28 protein-coding genes are annotated in these 25,772 nt (G+C 58.5%); 14 read left to right on the top strand and 14 right to left on the bottom strand.

Annotated features, from left to right (window positions below; translation table 11 throughout):
* Position 1: 1 nt before the first annotated feature.
* Together WBG04_RS08945 and WBG04_RS08940 are read right to left on the bottom strand one after the other, a co-directional pair.
* The gene (locus WBG04_RS08945) at positions 2-1,432 is read right to left on the bottom strand and encodes a circularly permuted type 2 ATP-grasp protein (protein WP_424314066.1); all 1,431 of its coding nucleotides are present in this window, start codon (positions 1,430-1,432) and stop codon (positions 2-4) included.
* A 149-nt stretch (positions 1,433-1,581) separates the two neighbouring features.
* On the bottom strand, positions 1,582-1,881 hold the full coding sequence (locus tag WBG04_RS08940) for a hypothetical protein (RefSeq protein WP_424314065.1): 300 nt from the start codon (positions 1,879-1,881) through the stop codon (positions 1,582-1,584).
* Here WBG04_RS08940 and WBG04_RS08935 point away from each other — a divergent pair.
* Complete coding sequence (locus WBG04_RS08935) at positions 1,880-2,218, top strand: hypothetical protein (RefSeq protein ID WP_424314064.1); 339 nt, start codon at positions 1,880-1,882, stop codon at positions 2,216-2,218. The two genes, WBG04_RS08940 and WBG04_RS08935, sit on opposite strands and share 2 nt — an antisense overlap.
* A 12-nt stretch (positions 2,219-2,230) precedes the next feature.
* On the opposite strand, the gene WBG04_RS08930 is transcribed toward WBG04_RS08935, so the two are convergent.
* The 3 genes from WBG04_RS08930 to WBG04_RS08920 form a co-directional block, all read right to left on the bottom strand.
* A complete protein-coding gene (locus WBG04_RS08930) occupies positions 2,231-2,755 on the bottom strand; it encodes an NADPH-dependent FMN reductase (RefSeq protein WP_424314063.1) in 525 nt (174 codons plus the stop codon).
* Between the two features lie 18 nt (positions 2,756-2,773).
* Positions 2,774-3,163, bottom strand: coding sequence for a hypothetical protein (locus WBG04_RS08925; protein ID WP_424314062.1), 390 nt, complete (start codon positions 3,161-3,163; stop codon positions 2,774-2,776).
* A gap of 174 nt (positions 3,164-3,337) precedes the next feature.
* Positions 3,338-4,054 carry a pirin family protein gene (locus WBG04_RS08920; RefSeq protein WP_424314061.1) on the bottom strand — a complete coding sequence of 239 codons (717 nt, stop codon included), beginning with the start codon at positions 4,052-4,054 and terminating at the stop codon, positions 3,338-3,340.
* A gap of 86 nt (positions 4,055-4,140) precedes the next feature.
* Here WBG04_RS08920 and WBG04_RS08915 point away from each other — a divergent pair, with 86 nt between their 5' ends.
* Positions 4,141-5,043 carry a LysR family transcriptional regulator gene (locus tag WBG04_RS08915; protein ID WP_424314060.1) on the top strand — a complete coding sequence of 301 codons (903 nt, stop codon included), beginning with the start codon at positions 4,141-4,143 and terminating at the stop codon, positions 5,041-5,043.
* A 192-nt stretch (positions 5,044-5,235) separates the two neighbouring features.
* Here the strand turns inward: WBG04_RS08915 and WBG04_RS08910 are convergent, their stop codons facing one another.
* A complete protein-coding gene (locus WBG04_RS08910; protein ID WP_424314059.1) occupies positions 5,236-6,882 on the bottom strand; it encodes a hypothetical protein in 1,647 nt (548 codons plus the stop codon).
* Between the two features lie 111 nt (positions 6,883-6,993).
* Between WBG04_RS08910 and WBG04_RS08905 the strand changes: the two genes are divergently transcribed.
* The gene (locus tag WBG04_RS08905; protein ID WP_424314058.1) at positions 6,994-7,116 is read left to right on the top strand and encodes a hypothetical protein; all 123 of its coding nucleotides are present in this window, start codon (positions 6,994-6,996) and stop codon (positions 7,114-7,116) included.
* 7 nt (positions 7,117-7,123) lie between these two features.
* Here WBG04_RS08905 and WBG04_RS08900 read toward each other — a convergent pair whose 3' ends face one another.
* Both WBG04_RS08900 and WBG04_RS08895 read right to left on the bottom strand, forming a co-directional pair.
* Positions 7,124-7,441: a P-II family nitrogen regulator gene (locus WBG04_RS08900; protein WP_424314057.1), complete on the bottom strand. Its 318-nt coding sequence runs from the start codon at positions 7,439-7,441 to the stop codon at positions 7,124-7,126.
* The gene (locus WBG04_RS08895) at positions 7,438-8,400 is read right to left on the bottom strand and encodes a sodium-dependent bicarbonate transport family permease (RefSeq protein WP_424314085.1); all 963 of its coding nucleotides are present in this window, start codon (positions 8,398-8,400) and stop codon (positions 7,438-7,440) included. The genes WBG04_RS08900 and WBG04_RS08895 overlap by 4 nt, the downstream gene beginning before the upstream one ends.
* An 81-nt stretch (positions 8,401-8,481) precedes the next feature.
* Between WBG04_RS08895 and WBG04_RS08890 the strand changes: the two genes are divergently transcribed.
* Both WBG04_RS08890 and WBG04_RS08885 read left to right on the top strand, forming a co-directional pair.
* Complete coding sequence (locus WBG04_RS08890; protein ID WP_424314056.1) at positions 8,482-8,793, top strand: helix-turn-helix transcriptional regulator; 312 nt, start codon at positions 8,482-8,484, stop codon at positions 8,791-8,793.
* A 34-nt stretch (positions 8,794-8,827) separates the two neighbouring features.
* The gene (locus tag WBG04_RS08885) at positions 8,828-9,655 is read left to right on the top strand and encodes an ion transporter (protein ID WP_424314055.1); all 828 of its coding nucleotides are present in this window, start codon (positions 8,828-8,830) and stop codon (positions 9,653-9,655) included.
* Between the two features lie 406 nt (positions 9,656-10,061).
* On the opposite strand, the gene WBG04_RS08880 is transcribed toward WBG04_RS08885, so the two are convergent.
* Positions 10,062-10,763 (bottom strand): carbonic anhydrase family protein, encoded by a 702-nt coding sequence (locus tag WBG04_RS08880; protein ID WP_424314054.1) that lies wholly within the window; start codon positions 10,761-10,763, stop codon positions 10,062-10,064.
* 154 nt (positions 10,764-10,917) lie between these two features.
* Positions 10,918-11,202: a DUF6172 family protein gene (locus WBG04_RS08875; protein ID WP_424314053.1), complete on the bottom strand. Its 285-nt coding sequence runs from the start codon at positions 11,200-11,202 to the stop codon at positions 10,918-10,920.
* Positions 11,203-11,304: 102 nt separating this feature from the next.
* Between WBG04_RS08875 and WBG04_RS08870 the strand changes: the two genes are divergently transcribed.
* The 5 genes from WBG04_RS08870 (at position 11,305) to WBG04_RS08850 (ending at position 16,502) form a co-directional block, all read left to right on the top strand.
* Complete coding sequence (locus WBG04_RS08870; RefSeq protein WP_424314052.1) at positions 11,305-11,541, top strand: VF530 family DNA-binding protein; 237 nt, start codon at positions 11,305-11,307, stop codon at positions 11,539-11,541.
* A gap of 88 nt (positions 11,542-11,629) precedes the next feature.
* Positions 11,630-12,718 carry a glycine cleavage system aminomethyltransferase GcvT gene (gcvT, locus tag WBG04_RS08865; RefSeq protein ID WP_424314051.1) on the top strand — a complete coding sequence of 363 codons (1,089 nt, stop codon included), beginning with the start codon at positions 11,630-11,632 and terminating at the stop codon, positions 12,716-12,718.
* Positions 12,719-12,730: 12 nt separating this feature from the next.
* Complete coding sequence (gcvH, locus tag WBG04_RS08860) at positions 12,731-13,108, top strand: glycine cleavage system protein GcvH (protein ID WP_424314050.1); 378 nt, start codon at positions 12,731-12,733, stop codon at positions 13,106-13,108.
* Positions 13,109-13,127: 19 nt separating this feature from the next.
* Positions 13,128-15,971 (top strand): aminomethyl-transferring glycine dehydrogenase, encoded by a 2,844-nt coding sequence (gcvP, locus tag WBG04_RS08855; protein ID WP_424314049.1) that lies wholly within the window; start codon positions 13,128-13,130, stop codon positions 15,969-15,971.
* 12 nt (positions 15,972-15,983) lie between these two features.
* Positions 15,984-16,502, top strand: a complete 519-nt coding sequence (locus WBG04_RS08850) for an 8-oxo-dGTP diphosphatase (RefSeq protein ID WP_424314048.1) — start codon at positions 15,984-15,986, stop codon at positions 16,500-16,502.
* 84 nt (positions 16,503-16,586) lie between these two features.
* Here the strand turns inward: WBG04_RS08850 and WBG04_RS08845 are convergent, their stop codons facing one another.
* From WBG04_RS08845 to ftsY, 4 genes are all read right to left on the bottom strand, one after another.
* Complete coding sequence (locus tag WBG04_RS08845) at positions 16,587-16,931, bottom strand: hypothetical protein (protein ID WP_424314047.1); 345 nt, start codon at positions 16,929-16,931, stop codon at positions 16,587-16,589.
* 148 nt (positions 16,932-17,079) lie between these two features.
* Entirely contained in the window at positions 17,080-18,186 is a 1,107-nt protein-coding gene (locus WBG04_RS08840; protein ID WP_424314046.1) for an HAD-IB family phosphatase, read from the bottom strand.
* Positions 18,183-19,172 (bottom strand): beta-ketoacyl synthase N-terminal-like domain-containing protein, encoded by a 990-nt coding sequence (locus WBG04_RS08835; protein WP_424314045.1) that lies wholly within the window; start codon positions 19,170-19,172, stop codon positions 18,183-18,185. The genes WBG04_RS08840 and WBG04_RS08835 overlap by 4 nt, the downstream gene beginning before the upstream one ends.
* A 119-nt stretch (positions 19,173-19,291) precedes the next feature.
* Positions 19,292-20,143: a signal recognition particle-docking protein FtsY gene (ftsY, locus tag WBG04_RS08830; RefSeq protein ID WP_424314044.1), complete on the bottom strand. Its 852-nt coding sequence runs from the start codon at positions 20,141-20,143 to the stop codon at positions 19,292-19,294.
* A 139-nt stretch (positions 20,144-20,282) separates the two neighbouring features.
* Here ftsY and WBG04_RS08825 point away from each other — a divergent pair, with 139 nt between their 5' ends.
* Genes WBG04_RS08825 through WBG04_RS08810 form a run of 4 tightly spaced genes read left to right on the top strand, consistent with a single transcriptional unit; the run spans position 20,283 to position 25,709 of the window.
* Positions 20,283-23,687, top strand: a complete 3,405-nt coding sequence (locus WBG04_RS08825) for a DUF7133 domain-containing protein (RefSeq protein WP_424314043.1) — start codon at positions 20,283-20,285, stop codon at positions 23,685-23,687.
* A 58-nt stretch (positions 23,688-23,745) separates the two neighbouring features.
* Entirely contained in the window at positions 23,746-24,168 is a 423-nt protein-coding gene (locus WBG04_RS08820; RefSeq protein ID WP_424314042.1) for a hypothetical protein, read from the top strand.
* A 4-nt stretch (positions 24,169-24,172) separates the two neighbouring features.
* Complete coding sequence (gene recR, locus WBG04_RS08815) at positions 24,173-24,775, top strand: recombination mediator RecR (protein WP_424314041.1); 603 nt, start codon at positions 24,173-24,175, stop codon at positions 24,773-24,775.
* A 55-nt stretch (positions 24,776-24,830) separates the two neighbouring features.
* Positions 24,831-25,709 carry a class I SAM-dependent methyltransferase gene (locus WBG04_RS08810; RefSeq protein WP_424314040.1) on the top strand — a complete coding sequence of 293 codons (879 nt, stop codon included), beginning with the start codon at positions 24,831-24,833 and terminating at the stop codon, positions 25,707-25,709.
* Positions 25,710-25,772 lie beyond the last annotated feature (63 nt).

Below are 25,772 nucleotides of genomic sequence, written 5' to 3'. Positions count from 1 at the left end.
TTCAATGACTGAGAACCCAGGTGTCCTTGCTGCCGCCTCCTTGGGATGAGTTGACGACGAGCGAACCTTTCTTCAGTGCGACGCGCGTCAGGCCGCCCGGGACGATCTTGATCTCGCGCCCGTAAATGATGTAAGGCCGTAAATCGACGTGGCGGCCCTGCATGCCCTCTTCGGTCCAGGTCGGGCAGCGGGAAATGGCGAGCACCGGTTGTGCGATGAAGTTGCCGGGGTCCTCGATGATCTTTTTTCTGAAGGCTTCGACTTCCTCCTTGCTGGCGGAAGGTCCCATCAGCATGCCGTAGCCGCCCGATTCATTGGTCGATTTGACGACCAATTCGGGAAGGTGATCGAGGATGTATTCCCGATCCTTTTCGTCGACGGCCAGATAAGTGGGCACGTTGGGAAGGATGGCTTCCTGACCGAGGTAGAACTCGATCATCTTGGGCACGAAGTGGTAAATTGCCTTGTCGTCTGCGACGCCGGTTCCGACGGCGTTGGCGAGTCCGACATTACCGGCACGGTAGGCCTCCATCAGTCCGGGGACGCCAAGGACCGAGTCCTTGCGGAAGACGAGCGGGTCGATGAAGTCGTCGTCGATGCGGCGGTAGATGACGTCGACTCGGACCAGACCTTCGGTCGTCCGCATGTAAACAAAGCTGTTTCTAACAACGAGGTCCCGTCCTTCGACGATCGGTATGCCCATCTGGCGGGCAAGGTAGGAGTGCTCGAAGTAGGCGCTGTTGAAGACGCCCGGGGTGAGAAGCACGCAGACCGGATCGATGTCGCGTCCCGGAGAGATGTAGTGAAGCATGTCCAGCAGGTCCGTCGGATAGGACTGGACCGGGCGGACGCCGGATGACTCGAAGATGGCGGGGAAGGCGCGCTTCAGGGCGTTGCGGTTTTCCAACAAGTAGGAGGCACCTGAAGGGCAGCGTCCATTGTCCTCGAGCACGTAGTATTCGCCGTCGTCACCGCGGACGAGGTCGGTGCCGCAAATATGCACGTAGATATCACCGGGGACATCGATACCTCGGAACTCGGGTCGGTAGTGGGCGGCGTTTTCCACCAGGTGGGCGGGGACGACACCTTCCTTGATGATCTGTTGATCATGATAGACATCGTGGAGGAAGAGGTTGAGCGCCGTGATCCGCTGGGTCAGGCCGGTCTCGATGTGATCCCATTCCGCGGCAGGGATGACCCGCGGCATCGGGTCGAAGGGAAAAATGCGCTCGGTGCCCTGGTTGTCGTGGTAGACGTTGAAGGTGACTCCTTGTCTCAGAAAATGGCTGTCGCAGGCTGCTCGGCGGGTATCGAAGTCTTCGGCGGGGATGTGCTGGAAACGTTCGAGAAGCCCTTCGCAGTATTTGCGGGGGGAGCCGTCTGGGAGGAACATTTCGTCGTGGAATCCGTCGGTCGTATAGCCTTCAAACATGCAGGATCTAGGTTTTGCAAAGGGAGCTCGGAGGAGTCCAAGCACAGAGCGGGCCAAGCTTGGCTGGAGCGAGATGGCAAGGCACGAAAAGTGAGACAGTGCCGCGGATTCGGGCGCTGATTATTTTGAAATCGGGTGATCGGGGATCCTCAGGCGGCCGAGGTGGAGGCGGCGGGTGCTTTGGTTTTCTCCCCGCCGCAGAATCCCATGAGATTGCTGCGCTTGTGAATGCGGTTCTCGCCATTGAGGTGGGCGCGCTGTTCGAGGAAGGCGAGGAGGTGTTCGCGGTATTGGAAAAAGGCGGGATCGTTGAAGACTTCCTTGCGGTCGTGGGGGCGGGGGAAATCGATCTCCATGATCTCGCCGACGCCGGCCTTGGGACCATTCGACATCATGACGCAGCGGTCGGCCATGAAGACGGCTTCATCGACATCGTGGGTGACGATCATGGCGGTGAGTTTCTCGCGAGCGAGTCCGAGTAAAGAATACCGTTGTGAGACGGAGTTCGATCCACAAACCCTGGTTGATGGGGAGGCTTGCACTCCATTTCGAATCAAGGGCGGCGGCAAAGACTCGGAGGTTCCTCCACTGGTCGGATACTACCGGCAGTCCGACAAGCTTATCCTGCTTCTGGATGACAAGACCAGGCGTTACGTCGCTGCGTCGGAGCATCCAGTCGTCAAGGCTGGGAAGAGGAATCCTTCCGGCATCCATCTGTTTCCGATTCAGCTGGCTTCGATCAACTCAGAGAAGGTCAAGTTTCCCAAGCTCGAGCCTCCCTTGTGAGTTTCGAATCAATCAGTGAGACATTTTTGCGACGGCCACCGATAATTCGGCAGCGAGGGCGGGATCGCTCACGCCGCTTTCGCTCGAGAAATTGTCGTAGAACGATGGCAGGCTGAAGGTGGCTTTGAGGTCCGCCCCCATGCGGGGGAAGGTGGCTTTGGCCGTTTCGAGGACGGTGGCGCCACCGCGTCCTCCCGGGGAGCTGGCCATTAGAAGCATGGGCTTCTCCGACCAGAGCTTGGTCTCGATACGAGAGGTCCAGTCGTAGAGGTTTTTGAAGGCGGCGGAATAGGAGCCGTTGTGCTCGGCGAGTGAGACGACGATGGCGTCATGCGCTCTGATGGTTTCGAGAAAGGCATGGGCATCTTTCGGGACGCCATTGGCTTCCTCCTCGTCGGAGCTGTAGATCGGGAGCGAGTAGCTTCTCAGGTCGAGATCGGTGACTTCGGCGTCGGGAATGAGGCTGGCGGCGTGGTTGGCGAGCTGGCGATTGATGGAGGTGGAGCTGGTGGAACCACCGAATGCGAGGACTTTCATGATGACGTTTGGTTGGGATCAGTTGAGAAGAGCGAGGAATTTGGTGCGGGCCGACCACAGCAGGAAGGCTGCGAGCACGCTGACCAAGAGAACGGGTGGCTGCAAGAGCCCAGCGCCACCGGTCATGAAGATCTGGAAGGCGAGGATGTTGACGACCACCGGGCCGAGGACCAGCAGGCCGAAGTTCCGCGTTTTTGGGATCGCGACCAGGAGTCCGCCGATGATCTCGGCGGCCTTGATGAAGGTCAGATATCCGCTGGCAAAGAGCGCGCCGAAAAACATGGCGGGAGGTGATCCTTCCGGCGGACTGGGAGGTGCCGGAAGGAAGTTGATGAAATGGTTCAGGCCAAAGGCGATGAATGTAAGGCCGAGCAGGCCGCCGGCGATGATGGGAGCTTTGTCTTTCATGATGATGTAAGGTTGGGAGTTCAATGGTGCGTGGTTAAACTATTGGGATCCGTGTTTCTCTGATCGTGCTCGTCGTCGTTCCTTGTCGTCGAAAAGAAGCTGACGAGCCCATCGATTCGAGAACGAGCAGGAGGGACGAAGGACGAGTTTTGAATAAGAGCATTTGGGTGAGGTTCAGTTGAGGCGGAAGACGAGGAAACGGCTGTCGGCAGCTGCCAGAATGTCGAGGGCGTGGGGAGCATCTTCGATGGCGATGCCGTCACCGGTGCTCAGGGTTTGGTCGAGCAGGCTCAGCTCCCCTGCGATGACTTGGAGCCAGACGTTCGGGGTTTGATCGGAGGCGGGGATCTGAGCCGAGCTGCCCGCGTCGAGCTTGCCAAAGTAGATCTCGGCGTCCTGCCGGATTTCAGTGGATGCGTCGCGGCCATCGCCGGAGAACAGCAGGGTGAGGGTGTTGTTTTTCGCGGAGTCTCCGAGAGGTTTCTCCGAGTAGCGGGGTGCCCCGCCGCGGTCCTTGGGGTGAAGCCAGATCTGATAGAGTTCGGCGGAGTTCTCCGAGGAGGGATTGAACTCGCTATGACTGACGCCGGATCCGGCGCTCATGTATTGCAGGTCACCGGCCTTGATGGTTGATCCGTTGCCCATGCTGTCCTTGTGGGCGAGCTCGCCTTTGACGATGTAGGTGAAGATTTCCATGTCGCTGTGGTCATGGGTGGGGAAGCCGCCGCCGGGAGCGATGGTGTCGTTGTTCATGACGCGCAGACTCCGGAAGCCCATGTGGTCGGGATCGAAGTAGCTCGAGAAGGAAAAGGTGAAGCGGGCGTTGAGCCAGCCGTGGTTGGCGTTGCCGCGATCCTTGGCGCGGCGGACTTTGAATGGTGGTGTGGTCATTTGTTTCACGTCGCAAGGATGACTCAGGCTGGGGACTGCGGCGAATACCTTGTCTTTTGGTCTCCCATGCCTATGAGTTATACCCCATGGAGCTGAGGCATTTGCGCTATTTCGTGATGGCGGCCGCTGAGCGGAGTATCAGTCGTGCGGCGGCGAGGTTGAATATTTCGCAACCGGCGGTCTCGCGGCAAATTCGAGACCTTGAGGATGAACTCGGGGTGCCGCTCTTCGAGCGTGATGCGAGTGGGTTGTCGCTGACGGAGGCGGGGACGGGCGTGTTGCCGCACGCGCAGGATTTGCTGCGTCGGGCGGGGGATCTCAAGTTGGCCGCGGAGGTCTTCAGCAAGCCGCTGAGAAGGACGATCCGGGTGGGTTTTATCGAGACGGCTTTGCCGGGTTTTCTGGCAAGTGCGATGCGGACCTTCAACCAGCAGCATGATGATGCGTGCATTGTGATCCGCAGCATGTCGCCTCATGAGCAGGAGAAAGCCTTGCGGGAGGATGAGATTGATCTCGCTCTGTTAGGCACGCCATGCCCGCAACTGGCGAATGAGTTTCAGGTGGCTGCGATCAAGAAGACACCGATGGCGGTGGTGCTGCCGGACGACCACTTGTTGTCTCTGAGGAAGTCGGTGGATCTGGCCGAACTGGCGGAGGAGCCCTTTGTCAGTCTGCACGAGAATCACTTTCCTGGTCGACCGGCAATGCTTGCCGATCTTTGTGGACGTGCTGGCTTTGTGGCCAAGGTCCGGATGAAGGCGGATGGACTTCAGGAAATGCTCGGGCTGGTCGCGGGAGGTGCCGGTGTCGGGGTGTTGCCGCACGACGTCAGCCTGCTGCCTCACTCGGGGGTCGTGTTTGTCAAAATGAGCAAGCCGAAGCTGACGCTGGTCTCGTCGGCGGTGTGGAAACGGGAGTCCGAAACCGAAGGGTTGCTTGAGTTGGTGAGGCTGATGACGGCCGCCGCTTCCGGAAAGTCCGGCGGGTGAGTTGAAGTCACTCGCCAGCTCCAACAAACTTGCTTCCCCGCAAGACGGTGACGTCAGTAATTTAGGCAATCAGCGAATAGTTCTCGAAGTAGACCTTCCCAGTTTTTGAGGATGGTGTCCGCCGTTTCCTCGGGAACGATGCATTCGAAGCGGAGATCAGGGCCTTCGCAATCACGAATGTCTGTCAAGCTGTTAGTGCTCGGCCTTGTCCTCGCGGGTCGTGGTATCGCTGGACTCATCGAGTATGGTCTCAAGGAAGTTGATGCGAATGTCGGGCATTTCGTCTCTCAGCAATTTTTGGATGTAATTCTTCAACTTGTCGGGGATCTCACCATCTTTTCCCACCTGCTGTGCCATGGATTCCATCGAGCGATTGCGACTGTCGCGGACGAGGTAGCTTTTTCGCTTTGCCCGTTGGATGGCCGCGTCCTCTCTCGCTTCCTCTTCCGCCTTTTCAAAGGCCTCAGGCTTGGTTTCCTTCAAGGCCTTGAGGCCCTCGAATGAGGCCCGGAAGACCCGCGCGTCGGAGGACTTTTCCGCAGCGAGCCGATAGTATTTGATCGCGAGCTCGATTTCTTCGGCCGAGGCGGCGGCCTCGGCTCGCGCGAGCGCCTTCAGGGCTTCTGCATCGCTTGAGTAGATCCGCTCACTACCGAAGCGATCAAGCCGGGCCAAGGCTTCCTGATCCGATAGCACCTTTGAGGCCAAGGCCCACTCGCGGAGATCCAAATAATGGGAAGTCAGCTGATCGAGAAGTTGGGCCGGAGAAGTGGCCTTGATCTCGGACTTTTTCAAAGTCTCGGCATAGTGCCGTTGGAGGGACTTCATCAGGAAACTGTCCCGTGCTGCGCGGAATGATGTGCCTTTGAGGATCCATGCTTCCTCGTTGGCATTTATGATGGCGTCGATCAGTTCGAGGAACGAAACCGCTTCATCCAAGGCAGAAAGGGTGATGAGTTTTTCGATGGCACTTCGGAACTCGCTGATCCGTTGGTCGGCTTGTTGGGCTGGGGGTAGCGCGGCGAGCAACTTCGCGATTTCATTCCAATCGCCGCCGCGTTCGAGTGCCTTTTCGATTTCAGGAAACGGAGTAAAAGCCTCAGCGTCGGCTGCCGACGTGGGATCAGCACCTTTCTCGGGTTTGGGCGGTGTTGGTGCCGGAACGGAGACCTGGGGATTCAAGAGTCGCAACACGTGGGAGCGGGGAATTAGCGGGTTGGAGCTTAGATAGCGTGAAACATTCTCCAGAGCTCTTTTGCAGGCTGGGCCATCGTTGATGCTTTCGGCCATGAGATAGTTCTGCCACTCGGAAACGATGGCTGAACTTTGGGAGACCTTCTGCTGAAGATTTGAGATTTCCTGATTCAGCTTCCCTGAACCGTAGCTGCGGTCTGTGGATCGCTGCGAAATTTCCTCAAGGAGTGGGTCGAGGTCTTCGGGCTTTTTCGCGGCGATGATTTCGTCTCTCAGGCGCGCGAAGAAGTCTTCGAGTTCCTCGATTCGAGCCTCGTTCAGCTCTTGCAAGTGCTTTTCGAGTTCGATGTTGAACGCATTCAAAGCCTTTCGGAAGTCATTGGGAAGTGCCGCAAGTTGTGATGACGACTGTTGGATCTGCGCCTGCATTGATTGAAAGTTGCCGCTGGAGAATTGCGTCGCAAGAGACTGGGTCGTCGACCGGGCAATCTGGACCGCGTAGACTTCCTTTTGGTTCTCTGCATCCGGCTCTCCCAGAGCATCCGTGACTTTCTGAAGTTCCTTGAGTTGAGCCTGCAAGGCTGCCTCGTTGGCAAAGCCTGGACAAGCGAAGAAAAGGCAAAGCATCGGAACAAGTCGTTTCATTATGGTGGTAGGAAAGCGAATCCCTCGGCATTTGGAAAGAAACGAATGTGAAATGGTGCTTTGCAACACGACGTCAGCCTGCTGCCTCACTCGGGGGTCGTGTTTGTCAAAATGAGCAAGCCGAAGCTGACGCTGGTCTCTTCGGCGGTGTGGAAACGGGAGTCCGAAACCGAAGGGCTGCTTGAGTTGGTGAGGCTGATGACGGCCGCCGCTTCCGGAAAGTCCAGCGGGTGAGCCGAGCTTACTCGCTGTCTCCGACAAACTTGCTTCCCCGGAGAACGGTGACGTCGGTAATCCAGGCAATCACCGAATAGTTCTCAAAGTAGACCTTCCCGATATTCTCGAGGATGATGTCCGCTGTTTTTTCGGAAACGATGCATTCAAAACGGAGGTTCGGACCTTCCCAATCGCGGGTCTTGGCTCCGCGCGAGCCTTCGCCTTCGCTGCGGGTGATGGTGAAGCCGGTGGCTCCATGCTTGCGCAGCAGGGTCATGAACTCTTCCTTAAGCAGACCTTCGGTGACGATGGTGACGAGCTTGAGTGAAACCTTTTTGCTCATGTCTGGTAGAGGTAAGCGGCGACTTTGAGATAGATGGGAATGCCGATCGCAAGATTGAAGGGAAAGGTCACTCCAAGTGAGAGGGTAAGATAGATCCCGGGACTGGCCTGGGGCAAGGCGATACGCACGGCGGCTGGTGCCGCGATGTAGGAGGCGCTGCTGACCATGGCTCCGAAAACCGCCGCCCCGCCGGGTGCCATGCCGATCCACATGGCCAGAGAAGTGGCGATGGTGCCATGGAAAATGGGAAGGAAGCATCCGAGGACGATGAGTCGCCAGCCGGCGCTCTTGAGGTCGCCGATTCGTCCCGCCGCGACCATTCCAAGCTCGAGCAGGAAAAGGCAGAGCACTCCTTTGAACGGGGTGACGAAGAAGGGCGCCACGCCTTCGACCTTGGTGGCTCCGCAGACCGCTCCGATGACCAGTCCGCCGACCATGAGGAAGATGCTCTTGCCGGTGGCGACTTCGTGCAGGGCCGATTTCAATCCGCCGGCGCGCGATTGACGCGCAAGGAGCAAGCCGATGATGATGCCGGGGACCTCAAGGACTGCCAGCAGGGCGGGGAGGTATCCATTCGAGGGCAGGCCTGCGAGTTTCACCGCCTCGAGGCTGGCGATGAAGGTCACGGCCGAAACCGAACCGTAGTGAGCGGCGGTCGCCGCGGCGTCCACCCGGCTCAACTTGCCGAAGCTGCGGAGCAGGAAGAAGGCGGACAGCGGGGTGAGGGCACCGAGCACGAGCGTCAGTCCGGCAGGCGCGATGAGCTCGCTTACTGGAGTTTCCGAGAGGGAGACGCCTCCTTTAAGGCCGATGGCAAAGAGCAGGTAGATCGACATCCCCTGGTAGATGGCACTCGGAATTTCCAGATCGCTTCTCACCCATCGGGCGAGCATTCCAAGAACGAACGAAAGAACGACGGGAGAGATCAGATTCTGAATGAGAAGGTCCACGGCGATCAGGTATTGCCTGAGGTGCCCGCTTGACTTTCAAAATGAGCGGCGCTAAGCAACACACGTCCGGAGTATCGTGTGTTAAAATTCATGCAACAAAAATCATCGCGAGCATCTTCGAGTCCTGCTGTGGGTAGTGGATGGACTTTTCTTACCAATCACTTCCATATCCTGGTGGTTCTGGATCGTGAGCCGGCAATGCGGATCAGGGACCTTGCGGACGAAGTGGGGATTACCCAGCGTGCGGTGCAGAGGATTCTCGCGGAGTTGATCGAAGAGAAGGTGCTGAAAGTGCGCAAGGATGGGCGTCGAAACCACTACACCATCAACCGCAAAGCCCGCTTCCGGCATCCGTTGGAGAGTCGCCATTCGATTGGCGAGTTGCTTGAAATCCTGGGTTGAGCGTGACTCAGGAAATTCGAATGATCAGGTGTCGATGAGTGAAGAGGACCTAGCTGCCTTGCGCGGTTCCCCGGGTGTCTCGGGCGGACGTCTGCGTTTGGCCGAGTGGATTGATGGCTCACGGATGCAGATGGTGGTGGTGGTGGTGATCCTGATCAATGCCGTCATTCTCGGATTCGAGACCTCGGCGGCGATGATGGAGCGCCACGGGACGATCCTCAGGATGATCGACAAAGCCTGTCTGGTTTTTTTCATCCTTGAGTTGGCGATCAAGATCTTCGCCTACCGCCGCTTGTTTTGGCGGAATGGCTGGAACATTTTCGATCTCCTCGTGGTGGGGATCGCGCTGGTTCCGGGGATCGGGCCGTGGTCGGTGCTGCGATCGCTGAGAGTGCTCCGGGTTCTGCGCTTGCTGACGGTGATTCCGCAGCTTCGGCGTGTCGTGGCGGCTTTCCTTCATGCCATTCCCGGCTTGCTGGGAGTGGTCGCGGTGATGGCGATTTTCTTCTACACCGCAGGGGTGCTGGCGACCGGGCTGTTCGGTGAGAGTCATCCCCAGTGGTTCGGAAGTCTTGGCCACAGCCTTTACTCCCTCTTTCAGATCATGACCTTGGAGAGTTGGTCGATGGGGATCGTCCGGCCAGTCATGGAAGTTCATCCCTGGGCTTGGGCATTTTTCGTGCCTTTCATCATCATCGCGACATTCACGATCCTGAATCTCTTCATTGGGATCATTGTTTCGACGATGCAGGAACTCTCAACGCTGCCCGATCCGAAGCTGCCGGTGAATGAGGCCATGGAGTTGCTGGAAAGCATGGAGAAAACCCTGAAGGAGCTGAAGCAGCGCCTTGAAAAGCAGTAGGGTTTACCAAGATTAGGGTGGCCAAGTGGTGGCGGTGGCCAGGGTAATGAGGTGCGGGTAGGGATTTGGACCAAGATGAATTGGATGAGGAGGATGAAAGGCACGACATCCTGAAATCATCCGCTCAATCATGGTAGATCGGGCTCCAGATTTTGAGAACGGTGACGAATGGCACGCCGTTCAAAGATCGGTAACCAGCTGCTGGCACCGTGGCATGACCGTCTCGGTCATGGCTCATCCGGAAGGTAGAACAGCGCCAAGTTCAAGCGGCCCCGCAGACTCTTGCAATCATGACCGGGACGGTCATGCCACGACGGGAACCCCCAATGCGTGTAAGAAAAAACGGCCGCCCGAAGGCGACCGTTTTTGGTTCATACTTTGTCCAACAAGAGGCTTTCGCCGAGACTTACTCGGCGATGTCGAGAAGGGTGACCTTGCCGTCGTCGAGGTCGTAAACGCCTCCGACGATCATGATGTCACCGTTCTTTTCCAACTCGGAAAGGACTTCGCTGCGCTTGCGCAGGTCGGCAACGGTCATCCGCACGTTCTTCTCGATCACAGCTGCGACGAATTCGGGATTCTTCGAGTTTTCCTGATCCTCTTCGAAGCCTTCGACCGCGTTCACGGCGGGCTCGATTTCAGCAAGAAGTGCGGTCAGGTTGCCCATTTTGACGTGATCGCAGGCTCCTTTGACGGCGCCACAAGCTTCGTGGCCGAGGACCATCACCAGCTTGGCGCCGGCGGCTTTGGTGGCAAATTCAACCGAACCAAGTTGTTCGACGGACTCGATATTACCGGCAACGCGGCCGACGAAGACATCGCCGATTCCTTGATCGAAGACCATTTCAACCGGAACTCGAGAGTCGACGCACGAAAGAATGTAGGCTTTCGGAAACTGGCCGGTCGAGGTGGCTTTGAGACGCTTTTCGATATTTGGATTGGCGAGCTTGCCTTCGGCATAGCGGGCGTTGCCGGCCATCAGCTGATCAAGAACCGCTTTCGGGGTCAGTGCTTTCTGCTCTTCAGCAGTTGGTGGCAGGTCAGCAGCGTAAAGGCTTCCAGAGAGAAGAAACGCGCTTGCAAGGATTCCATTTAGGGGATGCTTCATAGTTTTGGTTGGGTCGTATGTTTGTTTCCGCCCAGCAGTTTCACCACCGGGCACATGACTAAGAAAGCATGAAATGAAATGCATGCATGTGGAATCTTGTGAGTTTTTTCCAATCAGTCCGACGGTAGCTTCGAAATGGGAAAACCGCCTCGCTTTAGCGTCGATTTCTGACGCCAGGAGTGGCAATGATCTCGACGTAAACCGAGGTGCCGCCGGAGTTCGCGACGGCATCGATGGCTTTGACGACTTCTTCGAGGTGGCAGGCTTCAGGAGTGGCCTCGTCTTTTCCCACCTTGCAGGCGAAGTCCCAGAAATCAACCCCTTCAGGAAGCTCCTTGCGGCGCTCGCGCTTCACGTATTTCCGGACGTCGTTCTTGATGGAGGCGACCACTCGTTCGGGTTGATGTTTCGGATCGGTAAGCGGGAAGGACTTCTTCATGACGAGAGCTTGTGCTCGCTCGGGGAGGCTTTGTCTAGTGTTGAGCCCGGGCGCGGGGCGAGGGGCTCGGTCTTGCCAATGGCCTGCGATCCTGTATGAGCCATGGCGATGAGCCAAGATCCGCTTCACGGCATTACCCTTGAGAAGATGCTGACCGAGCTGGTTGAGGCCTACGGCTGGGAGGATCTTTCCTTCCGAATCCGGATCAACTGCTTCAGCCATGAGCCTTCCATCACATCGAGTTTGAAATTCCTGAGGAGAACTCCGTGGGCCAGGACCAAGGTGGAGGTGCTCTACCGGCAATTCAGGGGTCTTCAGGATCCAGAGCGGCGGATTTGAGGGGGCGGACGTCGACTGGCTGGCATCGGCCTGCTGAAAGCGTTACCCCTTGGCTTGACGTTGAGGATTGCCGTCTCAAGGTGGCTGCGTGTCAGGGGAAACTCAGGAAAGTCCGTTAAAGGAGCTGCATGAGCGGCTGGGAGCGAGAATGGTGCCTTTCGCTGGGTGGAACATGCCGGTGATGTATTCGTCGATTCTCAGTGAGCATTCGGCGGTGCGGGAAAAGGCCGGGATCTTCGATATTTCGCACATGGGGCAGTTCGTGGTGCGGGGAGTGGCTGCCGGCGAGTGGCTCGACGGAGTGCTGACCAATCACGTCGGAAGTCTCGGCGATGCTCAGGGTCAGTACACGATGATGCTCAACGAGAAGGGAGGGGTCATCGACGACCTGATCCTCTATCGTGTCTCGGCCGAGGAGTTCTTCTTGGTGGTGAATGCCTCGATGATCGATGAGGACTTCGCGTGGCTTCAGGGGCATCTGGTGGCTGGTGTGGAACTGGCGAATGAGAGTGACGAGTGGGCAGGCATGGCGGTTCAGGGGCCGGATTCGGTGGCGGTTTTCGCACGTCTGTTTGCTGACGAGGAGCTGCCACCGAGGAATGGCATTGCGAAGCTTTCCGAAAATGAGGTGGTTTGTCGCACGGGTTACACCGGAGAAGATGGCTTTGAGTTTTTCTGTCCGGCGCATGAGGGCGAGCGGATGTTCGAGGCCTTTGTCGCAGCTGGGGCCACCCCTTGTGGTCTGGGCGCTCGCGATACGCTGCGGCTGGAAATGTGCTATCCCCTGAATGGCAGTGATTTGTCGCCCGAGAGGACGCCTTTGGAAGCGGGCCTTGGCTTTTTCGTGGATCTGGAGAAAGGCGATTTCGTCGGTCGCGAGGTGCTGGCCCGTCAGAAGCAAGAGGGTCTGAAGCAGCGACTGGTGGCGCTCGAATATCTGGAGAAGGGGGCTCCTCCGAGGGCGCACTACAAGGTTGTCATGGAGGACGGGACGGAGTTGGGAGAATTGGGCAGCGGCGTGCTTTCTCCGAGTCTCGGCAATGGGATTGCTTTGGCCTATTTGCCGGTCGAGTCCGCCAAATTGGGGACTGCCGTGTGGATCGACGTTCGCGGCCGACGTTTTCCTGCGCAGGTCGTGAAGAAACCGTTTTACAAACCGACAGCGAACAAAGGATAAGCCTTTCAGACGATGAATACTCCAGACGATCTCCGCTACGCCAGTTCTCACGAATGGGTCCGCTTTGAGGACGGAATTGCGACCATCGGGATCTCCGATCATGCGCAGGAAGAGCTCACCGATGTGGTCTTTGTCGAGCTCCCGGAAGTGGGGCGGCAGGTCGATGCCGGAGATCCCACCGCGGTGGTGGAATCAGTGAAGGCGGCCAGTGACATCTACTCTCCGATTGCCGGTGAGGTGGTGGAGGTGAACGAGACGGTGGAGGCGGATCCGGCGCTGGTGAATACTGATCCGTATGGCTCGGGCTGGATCTTCAAGATCCAGGTGAAGGACGAATCCCAGCTTGAGAAGCTGATGGATGCCGCCGCTTACAGTGCGATGATTGGCTGAGTGTTTTTTTGCAAATACGATGACCGTTCACTCTGATTTTCGCAGCCGCCACCTGGGAGCGAAGGGCTCCGATCTCGATGAAATGCTGGAGGCCATCGGTTACGATTCGCTGGCCGCTTTGATCGATGATGCCGTTCCGGCCGGAATCCGTTCCCAAAAGCCCTTGGACTTGCCCGAAGCCCGTTCGGAACCCGAGGCCTTGGCCTGGCTGAAGTCGGTGATGGGAAAAAACCGGGTGCTGAAGTCCTATATCGGGCAGGGCTACTACGGCACCTACGTGCCTGCCGTGATTCAGCGAAATATCCTGGAGAACCCGGGTTGGTACACCGCTTACACTCCCTATCAGGCGGAGATCGCTCAGGGTCGTCTTGAAGCACTGCTGAATTTTCAAACGCTGGTCACGGAGTTGACCGGTCTCGATGTGGCGAATGCCTCGCTGCTCGACGAAGGGACTGCCGCGGCGGAAGCGATGAGTCTCGCTCTAACAGGTGCGCCCAAGGGGCGGGTGATGTTTGTTTCCGATGCCTGCCACCCGCAGACGATCGATGTGGTGAAAACGCGGGCTGAACCGTTGGGGATCGCGGTTGAGGTCGGAGACTGGCGTTCGTTCGAGCCTGCCGAATGCGAAGGGTTTTTCGCGGCACTCGTGCAGTATCCCGACACCTGTGGGAGGGTTGACGATTTCGCGGAGTTCTTTTCCAAGGTGAAGGGTGCGAAGGGAACGGGGATCGTCGCCTCTGATTTGCTGGCACTGACCTTGCTCAAGCCACCCGGCGAATTCGGTGCGGACATTTGCATTGGCTCAAGTCAGAGATTCGGTGTCCCCATGGGATTTGGTGGTCCGCATGCGGGTTTCATGGCCTGCACCGACAAGCTCAAGCGCAAGCTCCCCGGGCGATTGATCGGAGTTTCCGTCGATGCCCGGGGCCGGCCTGGATTCCGTCTCGCCCTGCAAACGCGTGAGCAGCACATCCGCCGCGACAAGGCGACTTCGAACATCTGCACCGCGCAGGTGCTGCTGGCGGTGATGGCATCAATGTATGCCGTTTATCACGGTCCGCAGGGACTGAAGGCGATCGCGCAAGAGCTGAATCGGAAAACTGGGGCGCTGGCTGCGGTTCTTGCCGCTGGTGGCGTGAAAATTTGCTCGGGCGCCTTTTTCGATACACTGACGGTCGAGACCGAGGGTGCGGCCCGGGTGGTCGCGGAGGCGGCGGCCAAGGGTTTCAATCTTCGGCAGGTCGATGCATCAAGGGTGGGGATTGCCCTCGACGAGACGAGCACCTTTGAAGATCTCGTTTTCATCGCCGGGGTACTGGGGGCGACGACCGATATTGAGGCGCTGAAGAAGGCCGCAGGGGAGTCGAGTCCGGCTTGGAGTGACTCACTGGCGCGGACGTCGAAGTTTCTGCAGCAGAAGGTCTTCAATTCGTATCACACCGAAACCGAGATGCTGCGCTACATGAAGCGTCTTGAGTCGAAGGATCTCGCGCTGAACGAATCGATGATTCCGCTGGGCTCGTGCACGATGAAGCTCAATGCGACTTCGGAAATGATTCCGCTCAGTTGGAACGAAGTGGCGAACGTGCATCCTTTCGCGCCTGCGGATCAAAGCGAGGGCTATCGGGAGATGCTTGGCCAACTTGAGGGTTGGCTCGCGGAGATTACCGGATTTGCGGCCGTCTCGTTGCAGCCGAATGCCGGATCACAAGGTGAGTATTCCGGGCTGCTGGCGATTCGACGCTATCACTTGTCGCGCGGCGATACTGAGCGGGATGTCTGTCTGATCCCCGTTTCGGCCCATGGAACCAATCCTGCCTCGGCGGTGATGACCGGGATGCGGGTGGTCGGCGTTCGCTGCGATGAGCAGGGGAATATCGATGTCGATGACCTCAAGGCACGGATCGAAGAACATCGTGAAAGGATTGCGGCACTGATGGTGACTTATCCATCAACGCACGGCGTTTTCGAGGACACGATTATTGAGATTTGCGAGGCGATCCATGAGGCGGGCGGGCAGGTTTACATGGACGGTGCCAACATGAATGCGCAGGTGGGACTGACAAGCCCCGGGCGGATTGGTGCGGACGTCTGCCACCTCAATCTTCACAAGACCTTCTGCATTCCTCACGGGGGTGGCGGGCCGGGCGTCGGACCGATCGGTGTGGCGGAGCAGTTGGTTCCCTTCCTGCCGGGTCATGCCGAACTGGATTCGCAAGAGGGAACGGTGTGTTCCGCTCCGTGGGGCAGTGCTTCGATCAATACGATCTCATGGATGTATATCGCCATGATGGGTGGCCCGGGACTGACCGAAGCGACCGAAGTCGCGATACTTAACGCCAATTACATGGCACGGCGCCTGATTTCCTGTTTCCCAATTCTCTACACCGGCAACAAGGGGCTGGTCGCGCACGAATGCATCATTGATCTGCGTCCGCTTGCTGAGCGGAGCGGCATCACGGTGGAGGACGTGGCCAAGCGTCTGATGGACTATGGCTATCACTCACCCACGATGAGTTGGCCGGTGGCGGGGACGCTGATGATCGAGCCGACCGAGTCGGAGTCGAAGGCGGAGTTGGATCGATTCTGTGATTCGCTGATTTCCATCCATGGCGAGATCATGGATGTGGTCTCCGGTGATGCGGATGCGAAGGACAATGTGCTGAAGAATGCGCCGCATCCCGCCGAGGCCGTATGCGGCGATGACTGGAATCATCCCTATAGCCGCGAGCAAGCAGCCTATCCGCTTCATTGGTTGAGGACGCACAAGTTCTGGCCTGCGGTTGCCAGAATTGATAATGTCCACGGCGATCGCAATCTTGTCTGCACCTGTGACAGTGTCGAAGCCTACGCGGAGAATTGATTCAACGAACTTATGGACTCCAGCAAGGCAGACTCACCGATCGACTGGGGCAGTTGGCGGGGTCACACGCATGCGACGCTGATGTTCATCATCAAGGACGGGGAGATCCTTTTAATTGAGAAGAAGCGGGGGCTCGGCGCGGGAAAAATCAATGGCCCTGGAGGAAAGATCGATCCTGGTGAAACTCCACTGCAGTGCGCGATCCGGGAGACTCAGGAAGAGTTGCTGATCACGGCCCTGAGGCCGACCAAGGTGGGCGAACTCCATTTTGCGATGTCCGACGTTCCTGATATTCTCTGTCACGTCTATCTGGCGCGTGACTTCGAAGGGGTTCCGACGGAGACCGTCGAAGCGAAGCCGATTTGGTTCCGGCTTCACGATATTCCCTTCAATCAGATGTGGAGTGATGATATCCACTGGATTCCCCTGATGCTTCGGGACCAGAAATTCCTCGGGCGTTTTGCGTTTAGCGGCGAAGAGGTGGTTTGGTTTGATATCGAGACCGAGGTCTTCTTCCCTTCCGGTCAATAGGTCCGAATAGGCATGATGCCGGGCTACGAAAAACCCCCAATTCGGGTAGTCCGAAAAGGGGGTGGTTGAGATCCAGAGGCCGATTTAGAGCGAACTCTTCAGCGCGTTGAACTGGGCTTTCGTTTTCGAAAGCTCCTTTTCCATGCGGGTGATTTGGTCGTGCAGGGCCTGGAGCTTGGCCAGCTTCTTGCCGATCGGCCCGCTGCTGCCAACTCCGGGCATGGCGGGAATCCCACTAGATTCGCCGTAACCGCTGCGAATCCAACTGGAAATCGTCAGCGGGGAGATTTTAAATTTTTTCGAAGCCGCGCTTTGGCCGCCGCGGCCCTTCTGGGAGTTGACTTGCTCCACGTAGGCGAGGATGTCGGCCTTTTCGGCCCGGGTATATCTCCGGCCTTTGGCGGAGTTAACTTTCTTCTTGGTGCTCATGACACCCGATGTGTAAGTCGGGTTTCCGGCGGGTTCAAGTGGTATCTTGTGCCCGTGATTCCATTTAATTGCACGAGACTATTTATCTTGGTGCATTTTTGAATCCATTCGGGAAAGCTGCCAAACAAGTCTTTTTGCAGGGTGTTGGCTAGAGCTCGATTCTTTCAAGGAGATCACCCATATGGGTTATCCATATGTCAGCTTTTGCTTGGACGGCCTCGCGCGAAACGACGCCTCCATAACCGACGAAAAGATCGGTTTCTGATCGTGATTCAAGGTCCGAAATCCCATCTCCGACCATGATGGTGCGTTCTGGAAGCAGGGCATCCTTCCATTCCCGGATGATCTCGGGCTTGCCGCCATTGCGGGTGGTCGGGTAATCGGCATCAAATCCTGTGTAGTTTCCCTCGTCGTCGAACGAGAGAGGAACGGCTTCGACGTGATCGATGCCGAGGTGCTTCGCCAGAGGCAGGATGAGAGGGGCGAAGCCGCCTGAGAGAATCACGGGTGTCCAGCCAGCTTGCTTGAGCTTGGCGATGACGGATTCAGTCCCCGGAGTGATGGTTTTCACATAGAGGTCCGCGATTGCGTCGCATAGGACGCGGTCCGGGCGGATGATTTCCATGCGTTTCGGGAAGACTTCCTGGATCGGGATCTGTCCGTTCATGGCGGCGTTGGTCAGTGCCTCAACCTTGGCGAAGACTTCAGGTCCTCGTGCGCGACCGAGTTCGTCAATGCCTTCGATCGTGGAAAGCGTGGAGTCGCAATCGAAGAAGATGAGCTTTGCTGTCCTCTGGGTGGGTGGGTGGATGGTCACGAGGGTTCCGGGTTCGACAAGTTGGGAAAGTTGTATGATATCTTCGGCGGCCATGCGGATGCAGCCCCAACTGGCGGGGGTTCCGAGCTTCGATTCATGATTGGTGCCATGGATGTAGATGTAACGGTCCTTGGTATTCTGATTTGATGGTTCGAGGCCATCCAGCCAGAGGATCCGGGTGAGGACGAGATCGTGGTCGCATGGGCAACCGTCCCATCGTCCGCTTTCCGCCCGGCCTTTGAAAATGGTATGGGTCGGGGCATCGTCTCCAATCTTCTCAGCGATGCGAAAGCGACCGGTTGGGGTACGATAGCTGCCGTACTGGCAGCCGACGCCTTTGGCGGCGGTGGAGACCGGGAAGGTGTGGATGGTCCGTCCATCCTGCAGGACCTCGAGTCGCTGGTCATCGATGGAGACTTCGATGCTGAGTTCGTTCATGACGGTGACTGCAGGGCGACAAGTGAGTGTTTGCCACCCATCGCCGAAGCAATTTTCAGGAGGCTTGATCCGGGTGGAGGTGATGTCGGGAAAATGGATGGGCTGGCCTGCGGGCAGTTGAGCTGGGAGGCGATGATGGCGGTTTCAAGCAGACCGCTGGCACCGACGGTGTGACCGGTCCAGGCTTTGAGGGGAAGCATGATGGTGTCCGCGCCGAGGGTTGCTCTGATGGCGCTGGTTTCTGAAATGGCCTGGCTTCGAGTGCCGCTGGCGTGGGGGATCACCAGACATGGATTTCCCAAGGCGTCGGCAGCCTCTCGGATCATCCGGCGAAGCGAGGGATGATCGTCCGCTCCACCCAGGGGATCGGAACAGTCTCCAACCGAGAGATAGCCGACGAGCTTGGGCGCGGAGGGAGAATCCTTTCGTTCCAGGCAGAGCGCAGCGGCCCCTTCGGCGGGAATCATGCCGTCGCTTTCCATGGAAAGAGGATCGCAATGATTGCGGAATGAGAGAATGCCGGTGGCCTTGTAAGCTTCGAGGATGGGGCCGACGAGGGGAAGATCGACGGCGATGACGAGGGCACGCTGCGCGAGGCCGGCATCGAGCCAGAGGGCTGCCATGCCGAGGGCATCGAGTCCGGCGCAGCAACCGCTGGAAAGCACTTGCCAAGGGCCATCGATTCCAAGTTCGGAGGAAACGGCGGAGGCGGGCTCACTGGGGAGGGAGTTGCTGGCAGCCATCAGACCGAAGGCTCGCCGCTCGGGCCAGGGTTCGATCCATCCGGCCACGGCTCCACGGCTGGTGCCTGCGAACACCGCGGCGTCCTTGCGTTCTTCGAGAGACCAGCCGGAGGACTCGAGGGCTTCGCGGGCAACGTGGACGGCGGCGGCACTGATGGGCGACCACTTGCGATGATTGAGCAGGGAGCGGGGTTCAATCCAGCTGGCGTGCTGGGCTTCAAAACCAACTGGGGCAGCGGGCATTCCCGACAGAGCTCGGAAGCAGGTCGGTTCACCTTGGATGGCAAGTCGATGAGCGGCAAGGTCGTGACCCAAACCGCTGAGGGCACCGCATCCGGTGATCGAGATGGGAGCGCGGGGGATCAAAGCATTTCTTCGATGAAGCTCTTCTTGTTGAACAAGGAAAAGGCCTCGGGTTCTTCGCCGGTCCCGACGAAACGGGCGGGGATCTTGAGTTGATCGTAGATCGAGACCACCACGCCGCCTTTCCCAGAGCCGTCCATTTTGGTGACGATCAAACCATCGAGCGGCGATGCTTGGTGAAACTTGATCGCCTGCTGGATGGCGTTCGATCCGGTGGTGGCGTCGACGACGAGCAGGGTGAGATGGGGGGCATGCTCGTCCTGTTTGCCGAGCGTGCGGCGGATCTTCGCGAGTTCCTCCATCAGGTTGTGACGGGTATGAAGGCGGCCGGCGGTGTCGCAGATGAGATACTTGGCACCTTCGTTGATGGCCTTCTGGTGGGCGGTGTAGCAGACCGAGGAGGGGTCGGCATTGGGCACTCCGGTGACGACTGGAATGTCCAGCCGCTCGCCCCAGCGCTGAAGCTGTTCGGTGGCGGCGGCGCGAAAGGTGTCGGCCGCCGCGAGCACGGTCGGCGCTCCCCGGCCTTGCAGCCAGTGGGCGAGCTTGGCGCAGGAGGTGGTTTTTCCGACGCCATTGATCCCGACGACGAAAAAGACGAAAGGCTTGTCGCCGGAGAGCGGCAGGGGCGGTGGCGAATCGGGGGGCAGGACTTCGGAAATCCGGGCACGGGTGATGTCGATGACATCCTCAGCCGTGACTTGCCGACCGAGGTCCTGAAGTTGGTCGATGATCCCCATGGAGAGCTTGGGACCGAGGTCCGCAGCGATCAGGCCTGCTTCGAGTTCGTCCCAGTCGACCTCGGCTTTGTTGGAGATTTTATTGTAGAGCGAGGAGAAGAACCCGGCCATGGCGCGGGGGTTCTAGAGCGCCATGGGCAGCGCCGCAAGTGATTCGGGACGCGTAATTTGCAGGAGTCGGACTGCCAGATGGCAAGATCGGGGTGATCAGAGCGTTGTCATGGCGGATGAAATGGCTAGCTTCCGCGGAATGATGCGCCGAACGATGCTCGCCACCTTGCTCAGCCTGTCGGCCTATGGAGCCGAGAGGGATCCGTATGCGGATGGCAACGGGAAGGATACCCCGCCAGTGGTCAAGGGCCTGGTTGCAAGCGACGCCATACCGGGTGTGACGATTCCTCCGGGAACGAGCTTGCGGCTGGTGGCGGACCATGAAGGTGAGGGCATTACCTCGCCCACGGCTCTGACGATCGATGAGTCAGGCGCGATCTTCGTCACGGAAACGCATCGTTTTCGCTTCGGAGTCGATGACAACCGTGACCGGCTCTACTGGCTGCTCGATGACATGGGCAGCCAGACGGTCGAGGATCGGGCGGCGATGTATGAGAAGTGGCGGGAAAAGGCACCATTGGCGGCAATGACCGAGCGCTCGGAAGTGGTTCGGCGATTGAGTGATCAGGGTGCGGATGGTCGCTACACCAAGTCCGAAGTCTTTGCCGATGGTTTCAACGACCAGCTCGATGGAACGGCGGCCGGAGTCTTTGCCTACGAGGGCACCATTTTCCTCGCAAACATTCCGAAGATCTATGCTCTCCGCGACAATGATGGAGATGGCAAGGCGGAGGTTCGCGAGACGCTTGAGGAGGGCTTTGGAGTCAGGGTTTCCTTTTCCGGTCACGATCTGAATGGCTTCGCGCTCGGTCCGGACGGAAGGATCTACGGAACGATCGGCGACCGCGGCTTCAACGTGAAGACGAATGAGGGCAAGACCTACGAGTATCCCGATCAAGGAGCGATCTTCCGATTTGAGCCAGATGGAACGAACTTCGAGGTCATCCACACCGGTTTGAGGAATCCCAAGGAGATCGCATTCGATGCGTGGGGGAATGCGATCACGGTCGATAATAACTCGGATCAGGGAGATCAGGCGCGGATCGTCCATGTCGTCGAAGGTGGCGATTCCGGCTGGCGCATGGAGCATCAGACCATCTTCAGTTTCGCGGCTCAAATCGGCCTGAGTGAGCCACCTCCAAGCCCGTGGATGAATGAGCGGATGTGGGAGCCGCAGAATGATGACCAGCCCTATTGGCTGCTGCCGCCAGTGGCGAATCTGACCTCGGGTCCATCGGGTTTGACCTACTACCCAGGCACAGGTTTTCTGGAAAGCGAAGTGGGCCGCTTTCTGGTCTGCGACTACCGAGGTGGTGCGGCCCGCTCGGGAATCTGGTCGTTCAAGCTTGAACCCGAGGGTGCCGGCATGAAGTTGATCGATGGCCGTCCCTTCGTCTGGAGCATCGGTGTCACGGATGTGGAATACAGCTGGGACGGTCGTGTGCTCATTACCGACTTTGTCTCAGGCTGGATCTCCCATGAAGCAGGAAGAGTCTTCGAACTCACAGCGAAAAAACCTTACCTTCAGAAGGAGGCAAACGAAACAGCGCGCTTGATCGCGGAGGGCTTTGACCAGCGGACGGCGGCCGAGCTTGGGAGCTTGCTTGGTCACGACGACATGCGGGTCCGCTTGCGCGCCCAGCTCGCTCTAACAAGACAGGTCGATGGCTTCGCGGTGCTGGAGAAGGCGGCAAAAGATGGTGAGGGTTTTGCCCAACTGCACGGAATCTGGGGCCTTGGCGTGATTGCGCGTCGCGGCAGTGCGGCGCTGCCAAAGGTAAATCCGGATGACTTCGTCGACCTGCCGGGGACACCACTCAAACAGAAAGCGTTTCTGGCGCTTTTGCCGCTTCTGGAAAATGAGGATCCGGAAGTCAGGGCGCAGACGATCAGGGTCATCGGTGAAGCGGGGATTTCCTCCAATCGGGTGAACTACGGTCGCTTGATGCTGGATGCGTCGCCACGGGTGAGAATGTTCGCCGCCATCAGCGCCGGGAAGAACAAGGCCATCGCTTCATTCAGCTACGTTTTGAAGATGCTCGAGGAGAACGATGACAAGGACCCCTATCTTCGTCACGCCGGTGTCCATGCCTTGGAATTGATGACCCAGCCGATGCAGTTGGTGCCATTGAAGAATCACCCGAGCCCGGCGGTGCGAATGGCGGCGGCGATCACCCTCGGCCGGATGGGGCATGAGCGGGTGGGTGAGTTCATCATCGATGAAGATCCACGGATCTCGGATGAAGCGATCCGGTTGATTCACGATCGAGGCATCGAGGAGGTGCGCCCGCTGGTGGCGGCCTTGGCTGCCCAGGAAGGTGATCGTGAGCGGAGTCCGATGATGTGGCGACGGATCCTGCACAGCGCGTTCCGTCTGGGAGATCTCGAAAATCTGGAAAGGGTGCTGGATTTTGCGCTCGATTCCAACAAGCCCATCGCAGCCCGCCGCGAAGCCCTGCGCTTGCTATCGCTCTGGAGCGAGCCTCCTCCAGTGGATCAATCATTGGGCCGACTGGCTCCCTTGCCGCCGCGCGATGTCACGCCGATCCGTGAGCTTCTTGTTTCAAAGATCGAGCAACTGATGACGCTCGACGAGGAATTGCTGGAGGGTGGCCTCAAGGTGATCGAAGCATACCCATTCGACACCTCGGAGATTCCAGAGGCAAAGCTCAGGGACCTGATCATGGCCAGCAAGCTTCCGGCGGGGATACGGCGGACCGCTTTTGACCTTCTGCTTCAAAAAGAAGATGTCGAGTTCGACGCGCTGCTCTCAACCCTATTGGAATCTCAGGGAGATGTCCTGGCCTTGGATGCACTGAGTGCGCTGGTGAAGGGAAATTCGAATCAAGCGGCAGCTGCCTTGGAAAAGGCCTTGGAGTCCGATCAGGTCGCGCTTCGTCAGCAGGCTTGGAACTTGGCGGGAAAGATCGAAGGGAGTTCTTTGACCGAGCTCTTCGTGGCGCGCCTGGCACAGCTCGCCGAAACGGAAGGCGAAGCAGCGGATGCGCTTGAACTGTTAGAGGCGGCAAAGATGCGCCAGGAGCCGGAAGTAAAAAAGGCTATGGCGGAATACGAGCTTCGCCTGCAGGCCTCAACCGACCCTCTGGCGACTTGGAAGCCGGCGCTGTTCGGAGGGGATGCTGAAAGCGGGGCGAAATTGTTCCGTTCTCATCCCGCCGCTCAATGTTCCCGTTGCCACGACGCCGGACACGGGCAGGCCGGCCCGGTTCTGGATGGGGTGGCAGGACGCGGAGACCGTCGTTTCCTGCTCGAGTCGCTGGTTGCTCCCGCGGCCAGGGTGGCCGCAGGATACGGCATGGTGGCAGCCACCTTGAAGGATGGAAGTTCGGTCGGGGGGGTGTTGGTCGAGGAAAGCCCGGAATCAATCGTTTTGGACCTCGCCGGTGAGAGAAAGAGCATCCCCCGAAGCGAGATCACCGAGATGAGCGAAGCGATTTCGTCCATGCCGCCGATGGGGGCGTTGATGACACTGGCCGAGTTGCGGGATCTGGTGGCCTGGTTGTCCAAGCAGAGCAAGTCGTGAAGAATCGAGTCACGACTCTTGTCCGTCTCGTGGAGGGAGCCTAGTTTCCCGCTGATTGATGAGTAAGCCCACTGAAAAGCCAGAACCCCATCTAGGAGCCGCGGCGTTTGCGATTGCAGCGATGGCACTGCTGGTGGCGGCGGTGCTGTTCATGACCGGGATCAGCGGCAGGGTGGATGCGATGATTGCCAATCTATCGTCTTCCTTCGGTCTTGAGGGAGAATTCCGAAAGTTGGGCGGCCCGGTCGTCTGGTGTTGGACCGTTCTTGCCACTCTTGGGCTTTGCCAGGCGATGCTTCATGCTCCCGGGGGCTGGCGCCGCTCGGTGCTGTTGCTGAGCTCGATCCTGCTGACTCTCTCCTGGTTGCCGGTACTGGCGCTGGTTTCCTATGCCGCGCCACTGGCGGTGCCGCTGGCTGCTTTGCTATGGGGTGGGGTGGGCTCGACGATCTACGCGACGCGTCATCGCGAACCAGAATGATTTCATGGCACGAATTGAATATCCTGAAACGGTCGGTGCGCTGGTTGACGAATTGAAACGTCTGCCCGGAGTGGGTCCGCGAAGTGCGGAGCGGATGGCGATCTGGCTGCTGCAGAACCCGAAGGGCGATCCGGCGGAACTGGCGCAGTCATTGCTGCGCGCCAAAGCTGAAGTTCAAGCCTGTGACGTTTGTGGCTTCTTCGCAACCAAAGGTCATTGCGCCGTCTGCGATCACAGTAATCGCGAAGCCGTGCTTTGCGTCGTCGAGCAGGCGACGGATGTGTTGCCGATGGAGCGCTCCGGCGTGTTCCGGGGGCGCTACCACTGCTTGGGCGGAAAACTTTCACCGCTCGACAACGTAACGCCCGACGACCTGCGGATTGGGTCGATGCTCAAGCGCATCGATGATGAAAAAATCGAGGAGGTGATCCTGGCTTTGAGCGCCGATGTCGAAGGCGAGGCGACCTCCAACTACCTCGCCGGACTGTTGAGAGGGAAGTGTCCCGTGACCCGAATTGCCCAGGGTCTACCAGCCGGTGGCGGCTTGGAGCATGCCGACGCACTGACCTTGGCGCGTGCGCTCGAGGGGCGTCGCGGGGTCGAGTGATGGGGGATTCCGCCTTGTGGCTTGCCGCGAGTCGGGGAATGCGGGAGCTTGCGGCGTGGACGACTATCCGAACCGTGGCAAACGACGTTTCCCGCCCAAAAAAAAGGTGGCGAGGAGAGGTGGATGGAAGCCGCCCGCAAGGAAGCCGCCGGGCCAAAAGGAGCAGGGTTGGGACCAGGTCGCGGCATGGTACGACCAACTCGTCGGCAAGAACGGATCGGACTACCATCAGCATGTTGTTCTGCCAGCGGCGATGGATCTGCTGGGGGATCTCAAGGGGCGGCGAATCCTCGATCTCTGTTGTGGGCAAGGAGTGCTCTTCCCCTTGCTGCTCGATGCAGGGGCAAAGGAGATCCGCGGTGTCGATGCCAGCCCGCAGTTGATTGCCTCGGCGAATTCACGCTTCGAGGGTGAGGCGAGGATCCGCGTGCTGGTCGACGATGCTTGTGGCGAGAAAGTCGATTGGGCGGACGGATCCTTTGATACCGTCGCTTCATTGATGGCCGTCCACGATGTGCCGGACCTACCAGCAATGTGTCGGAATATTTCAGCGGCTTTGAAAAGCGGTGGCGAGTTCGTCGCGATCTTCATGCATCCCTGCTTTCGAATTCCCCGTCAGACCCACTGGGGTTGGGATGAAGGGCGCAAGCTCCAGTACCGGCGCGTTGATCGCTATGGCGTCGATCTTGAAATCCCGATCATCACTCATCCAGGCAAGGGTGGGGGAGAGACGACCAGTTTCTATCATCGACCGCTGGCCGAGGTGATGAATGCGATTGGCGGTGCCGGACTGGCGGTGACCCGCTGCGAAGAACTCGTCAGCCACCGCCGATCGCAGGCCGGAGGTTCGCGCAGCAAAGGCGAACACCGGGCAGCGCGTGAGTTCCCGATGTTCCTCGCCCTGAAGGCAGTGAAGCTGCCAAGCAGGAACTGAGATGGCGCGAGGTTCCTGAACCGATGAAGATCCCCTTCCTTTCTCCCCACAACTCACCCCACC

The organism is Haloferula sp. (assembly GCF_049672945.1).
In the GTDB taxonomy this organism is placed as follows: domain Bacteria; phylum Verrucomicrobiota; class Verrucomicrobiia; order Verrucomicrobiales; family Akkermansiaceae; genus Haloferula.
Note: the sequence above shows the minus strand (reverse complement) of the source record. Positions and strands in the feature narration are given on the sequence as shown.

Excerpts from the sequence above, each read along its gene's own strand:
- WBG04_RS08945 (WP_424314066.1), bottom strand. The coding sequence starts at position 1,432 with ATGTTTGAAGGCTATACGACCGACGGATTCCACGACGAAATGTTCCTC.
- WBG04_RS08890 (WP_424314056.1), top strand. The coding sequence starts at position 8,482 with ATGCAACAAAAATCATCGCGAGCATCTTCGAGTCCTGCTGTGGGTAGT.
- WBG04_RS08845 (WP_424314047.1), bottom strand. The coding sequence starts at position 16,931 with ATGAGCACCAAGAAGAAAGTTAACTCCGCCAAAGGCCGGAGATATACC.
- WBG04_RS08820 (WP_424314042.1), top strand. The coding sequence starts at position 23,746 with ATGAGTAAGCCCACTGAAAAGCCAGAACCCCATCTAGGAGCCGCGGCG.
- WBG04_RS08850 (WP_424314048.1), top strand. The coding sequence starts at position 15,984 with ATGGACTCCAGCAAGGCAGACTCACCGATCGACTGGGGCAGTTGGCGG.
- WBG04_RS08920 (WP_424314061.1), bottom strand. The coding sequence starts at position 4,054 with ATGACCACACCACCATTCAAAGTCCGCCGCGCCAAGGATCGCGGCAAC.
- WBG04_RS08885 (WP_424314055.1), top strand. The coding sequence starts at position 8,828 with ATGAGTGAAGAGGACCTAGCTGCCTTGCGCGGTTCCCCGGGTGTCTCG.
- gcvP (WP_424314049.1), top strand. The coding sequence starts at position 13,128 with ATGACCGTTCACTCTGATTTTCGCAGCCGCCACCTGGGAGCGAAGGGC.
- WBG04_RS08925 (WP_424314062.1), bottom strand. The coding sequence starts at position 3,163 with ATGAAAGACAAAGCTCCCATCATCGCCGGCGGCCTGCTCGGCCTTACA.
- recR (WP_424314041.1), top strand. The coding sequence starts at position 24,173 with ATGGCACGAATTGAATATCCTGAAACGGTCGGTGCGCTGGTTGACGAA.
- WBG04_RS08930 (WP_424314063.1), bottom strand. The coding sequence starts at position 2,755 with ATGAAAGTCCTCGCATTCGGTGGTTCCACCAGCTCCACCTCCATCAAT.
- WBG04_RS08880 (WP_424314054.1), bottom strand. The coding sequence starts at position 10,763 with ATGAAGCATCCCCTAAATGGAATCCTTGCAAGCGCGTTTCTTCTCTCT.
- WBG04_RS08875 (WP_424314053.1), bottom strand. The coding sequence starts at position 11,202 with ATGAAGAAGTCCTTCCCGCTTACCGATCCGAAACATCAACCCGAACGA.
- WBG04_RS08940 (WP_424314065.1), bottom strand. The coding sequence starts at position 1,881 with ATGATCGTCACCCACGATGTCGATGAAGCCGTCTTCATGGCCGACCGC.
- WBG04_RS08835 (WP_424314045.1), bottom strand. The coding sequence starts at position 19,172 with ATGCCCGCTGCCCCAGTTGGTTTTGAAGCCCAGCACGCCAGCTGGATT.
- WBG04_RS08870 (WP_424314052.1), top strand. The coding sequence starts at position 11,305 with ATGGCGATGAGCCAAGATCCGCTTCACGGCATTACCCTTGAGAAGATG.
- WBG04_RS08825 (WP_424314043.1), top strand. The coding sequence starts at position 20,283 with ATGATGCGCCGAACGATGCTCGCCACCTTGCTCAGCCTGTCGGCCTAT.
- WBG04_RS08910 (WP_424314059.1), bottom strand. The coding sequence starts at position 6,882 with ATGAAACGACTTGTTCCGATGCTTTGCCTTTTCTTCGCTTGTCCAGGC.
- WBG04_RS08840 (WP_424314046.1), bottom strand. The coding sequence starts at position 18,186 with ATGAACGAACTCAGCATCGAAGTCTCCATCGATGACCAGCGACTCGAG.
- WBG04_RS08905 (WP_424314058.1), top strand. The coding sequence starts at position 6,994 with ATGAGCAAGCCGAAGCTGACGCTGGTCTCTTCGGCGGTGTGGAAACGG.
- ftsY (WP_424314044.1), bottom strand. The coding sequence starts at position 20,143 with ATGGCCGGGTTCTTCTCCTCGCTCTACAATAAAATCTCCAACAAAGCC.
- WBG04_RS08900 (WP_424314057.1), bottom strand. The coding sequence starts at position 7,441 with ATGAGCAAAAAGGTTTCACTCAAGCTCGTCACCATCGTCACCGAAGGT.
- WBG04_RS08915 (WP_424314060.1), top strand. The coding sequence starts at position 4,141 with ATGGAGCTGAGGCATTTGCGCTATTTCGTGATGGCGGCCGCTGAGCGG.
- WBG04_RS08935 (WP_424314064.1), top strand. The coding sequence starts at position 1,880 with ATGGCGGTGAGTTTCTCGCGAGCGAGTCCGAGTAAAGAATACCGTTGT.
- gcvH (WP_424314050.1), top strand. The coding sequence starts at position 12,731 with ATGAATACTCCAGACGATCTCCGCTACGCCAGTTCTCACGAATGGGTC.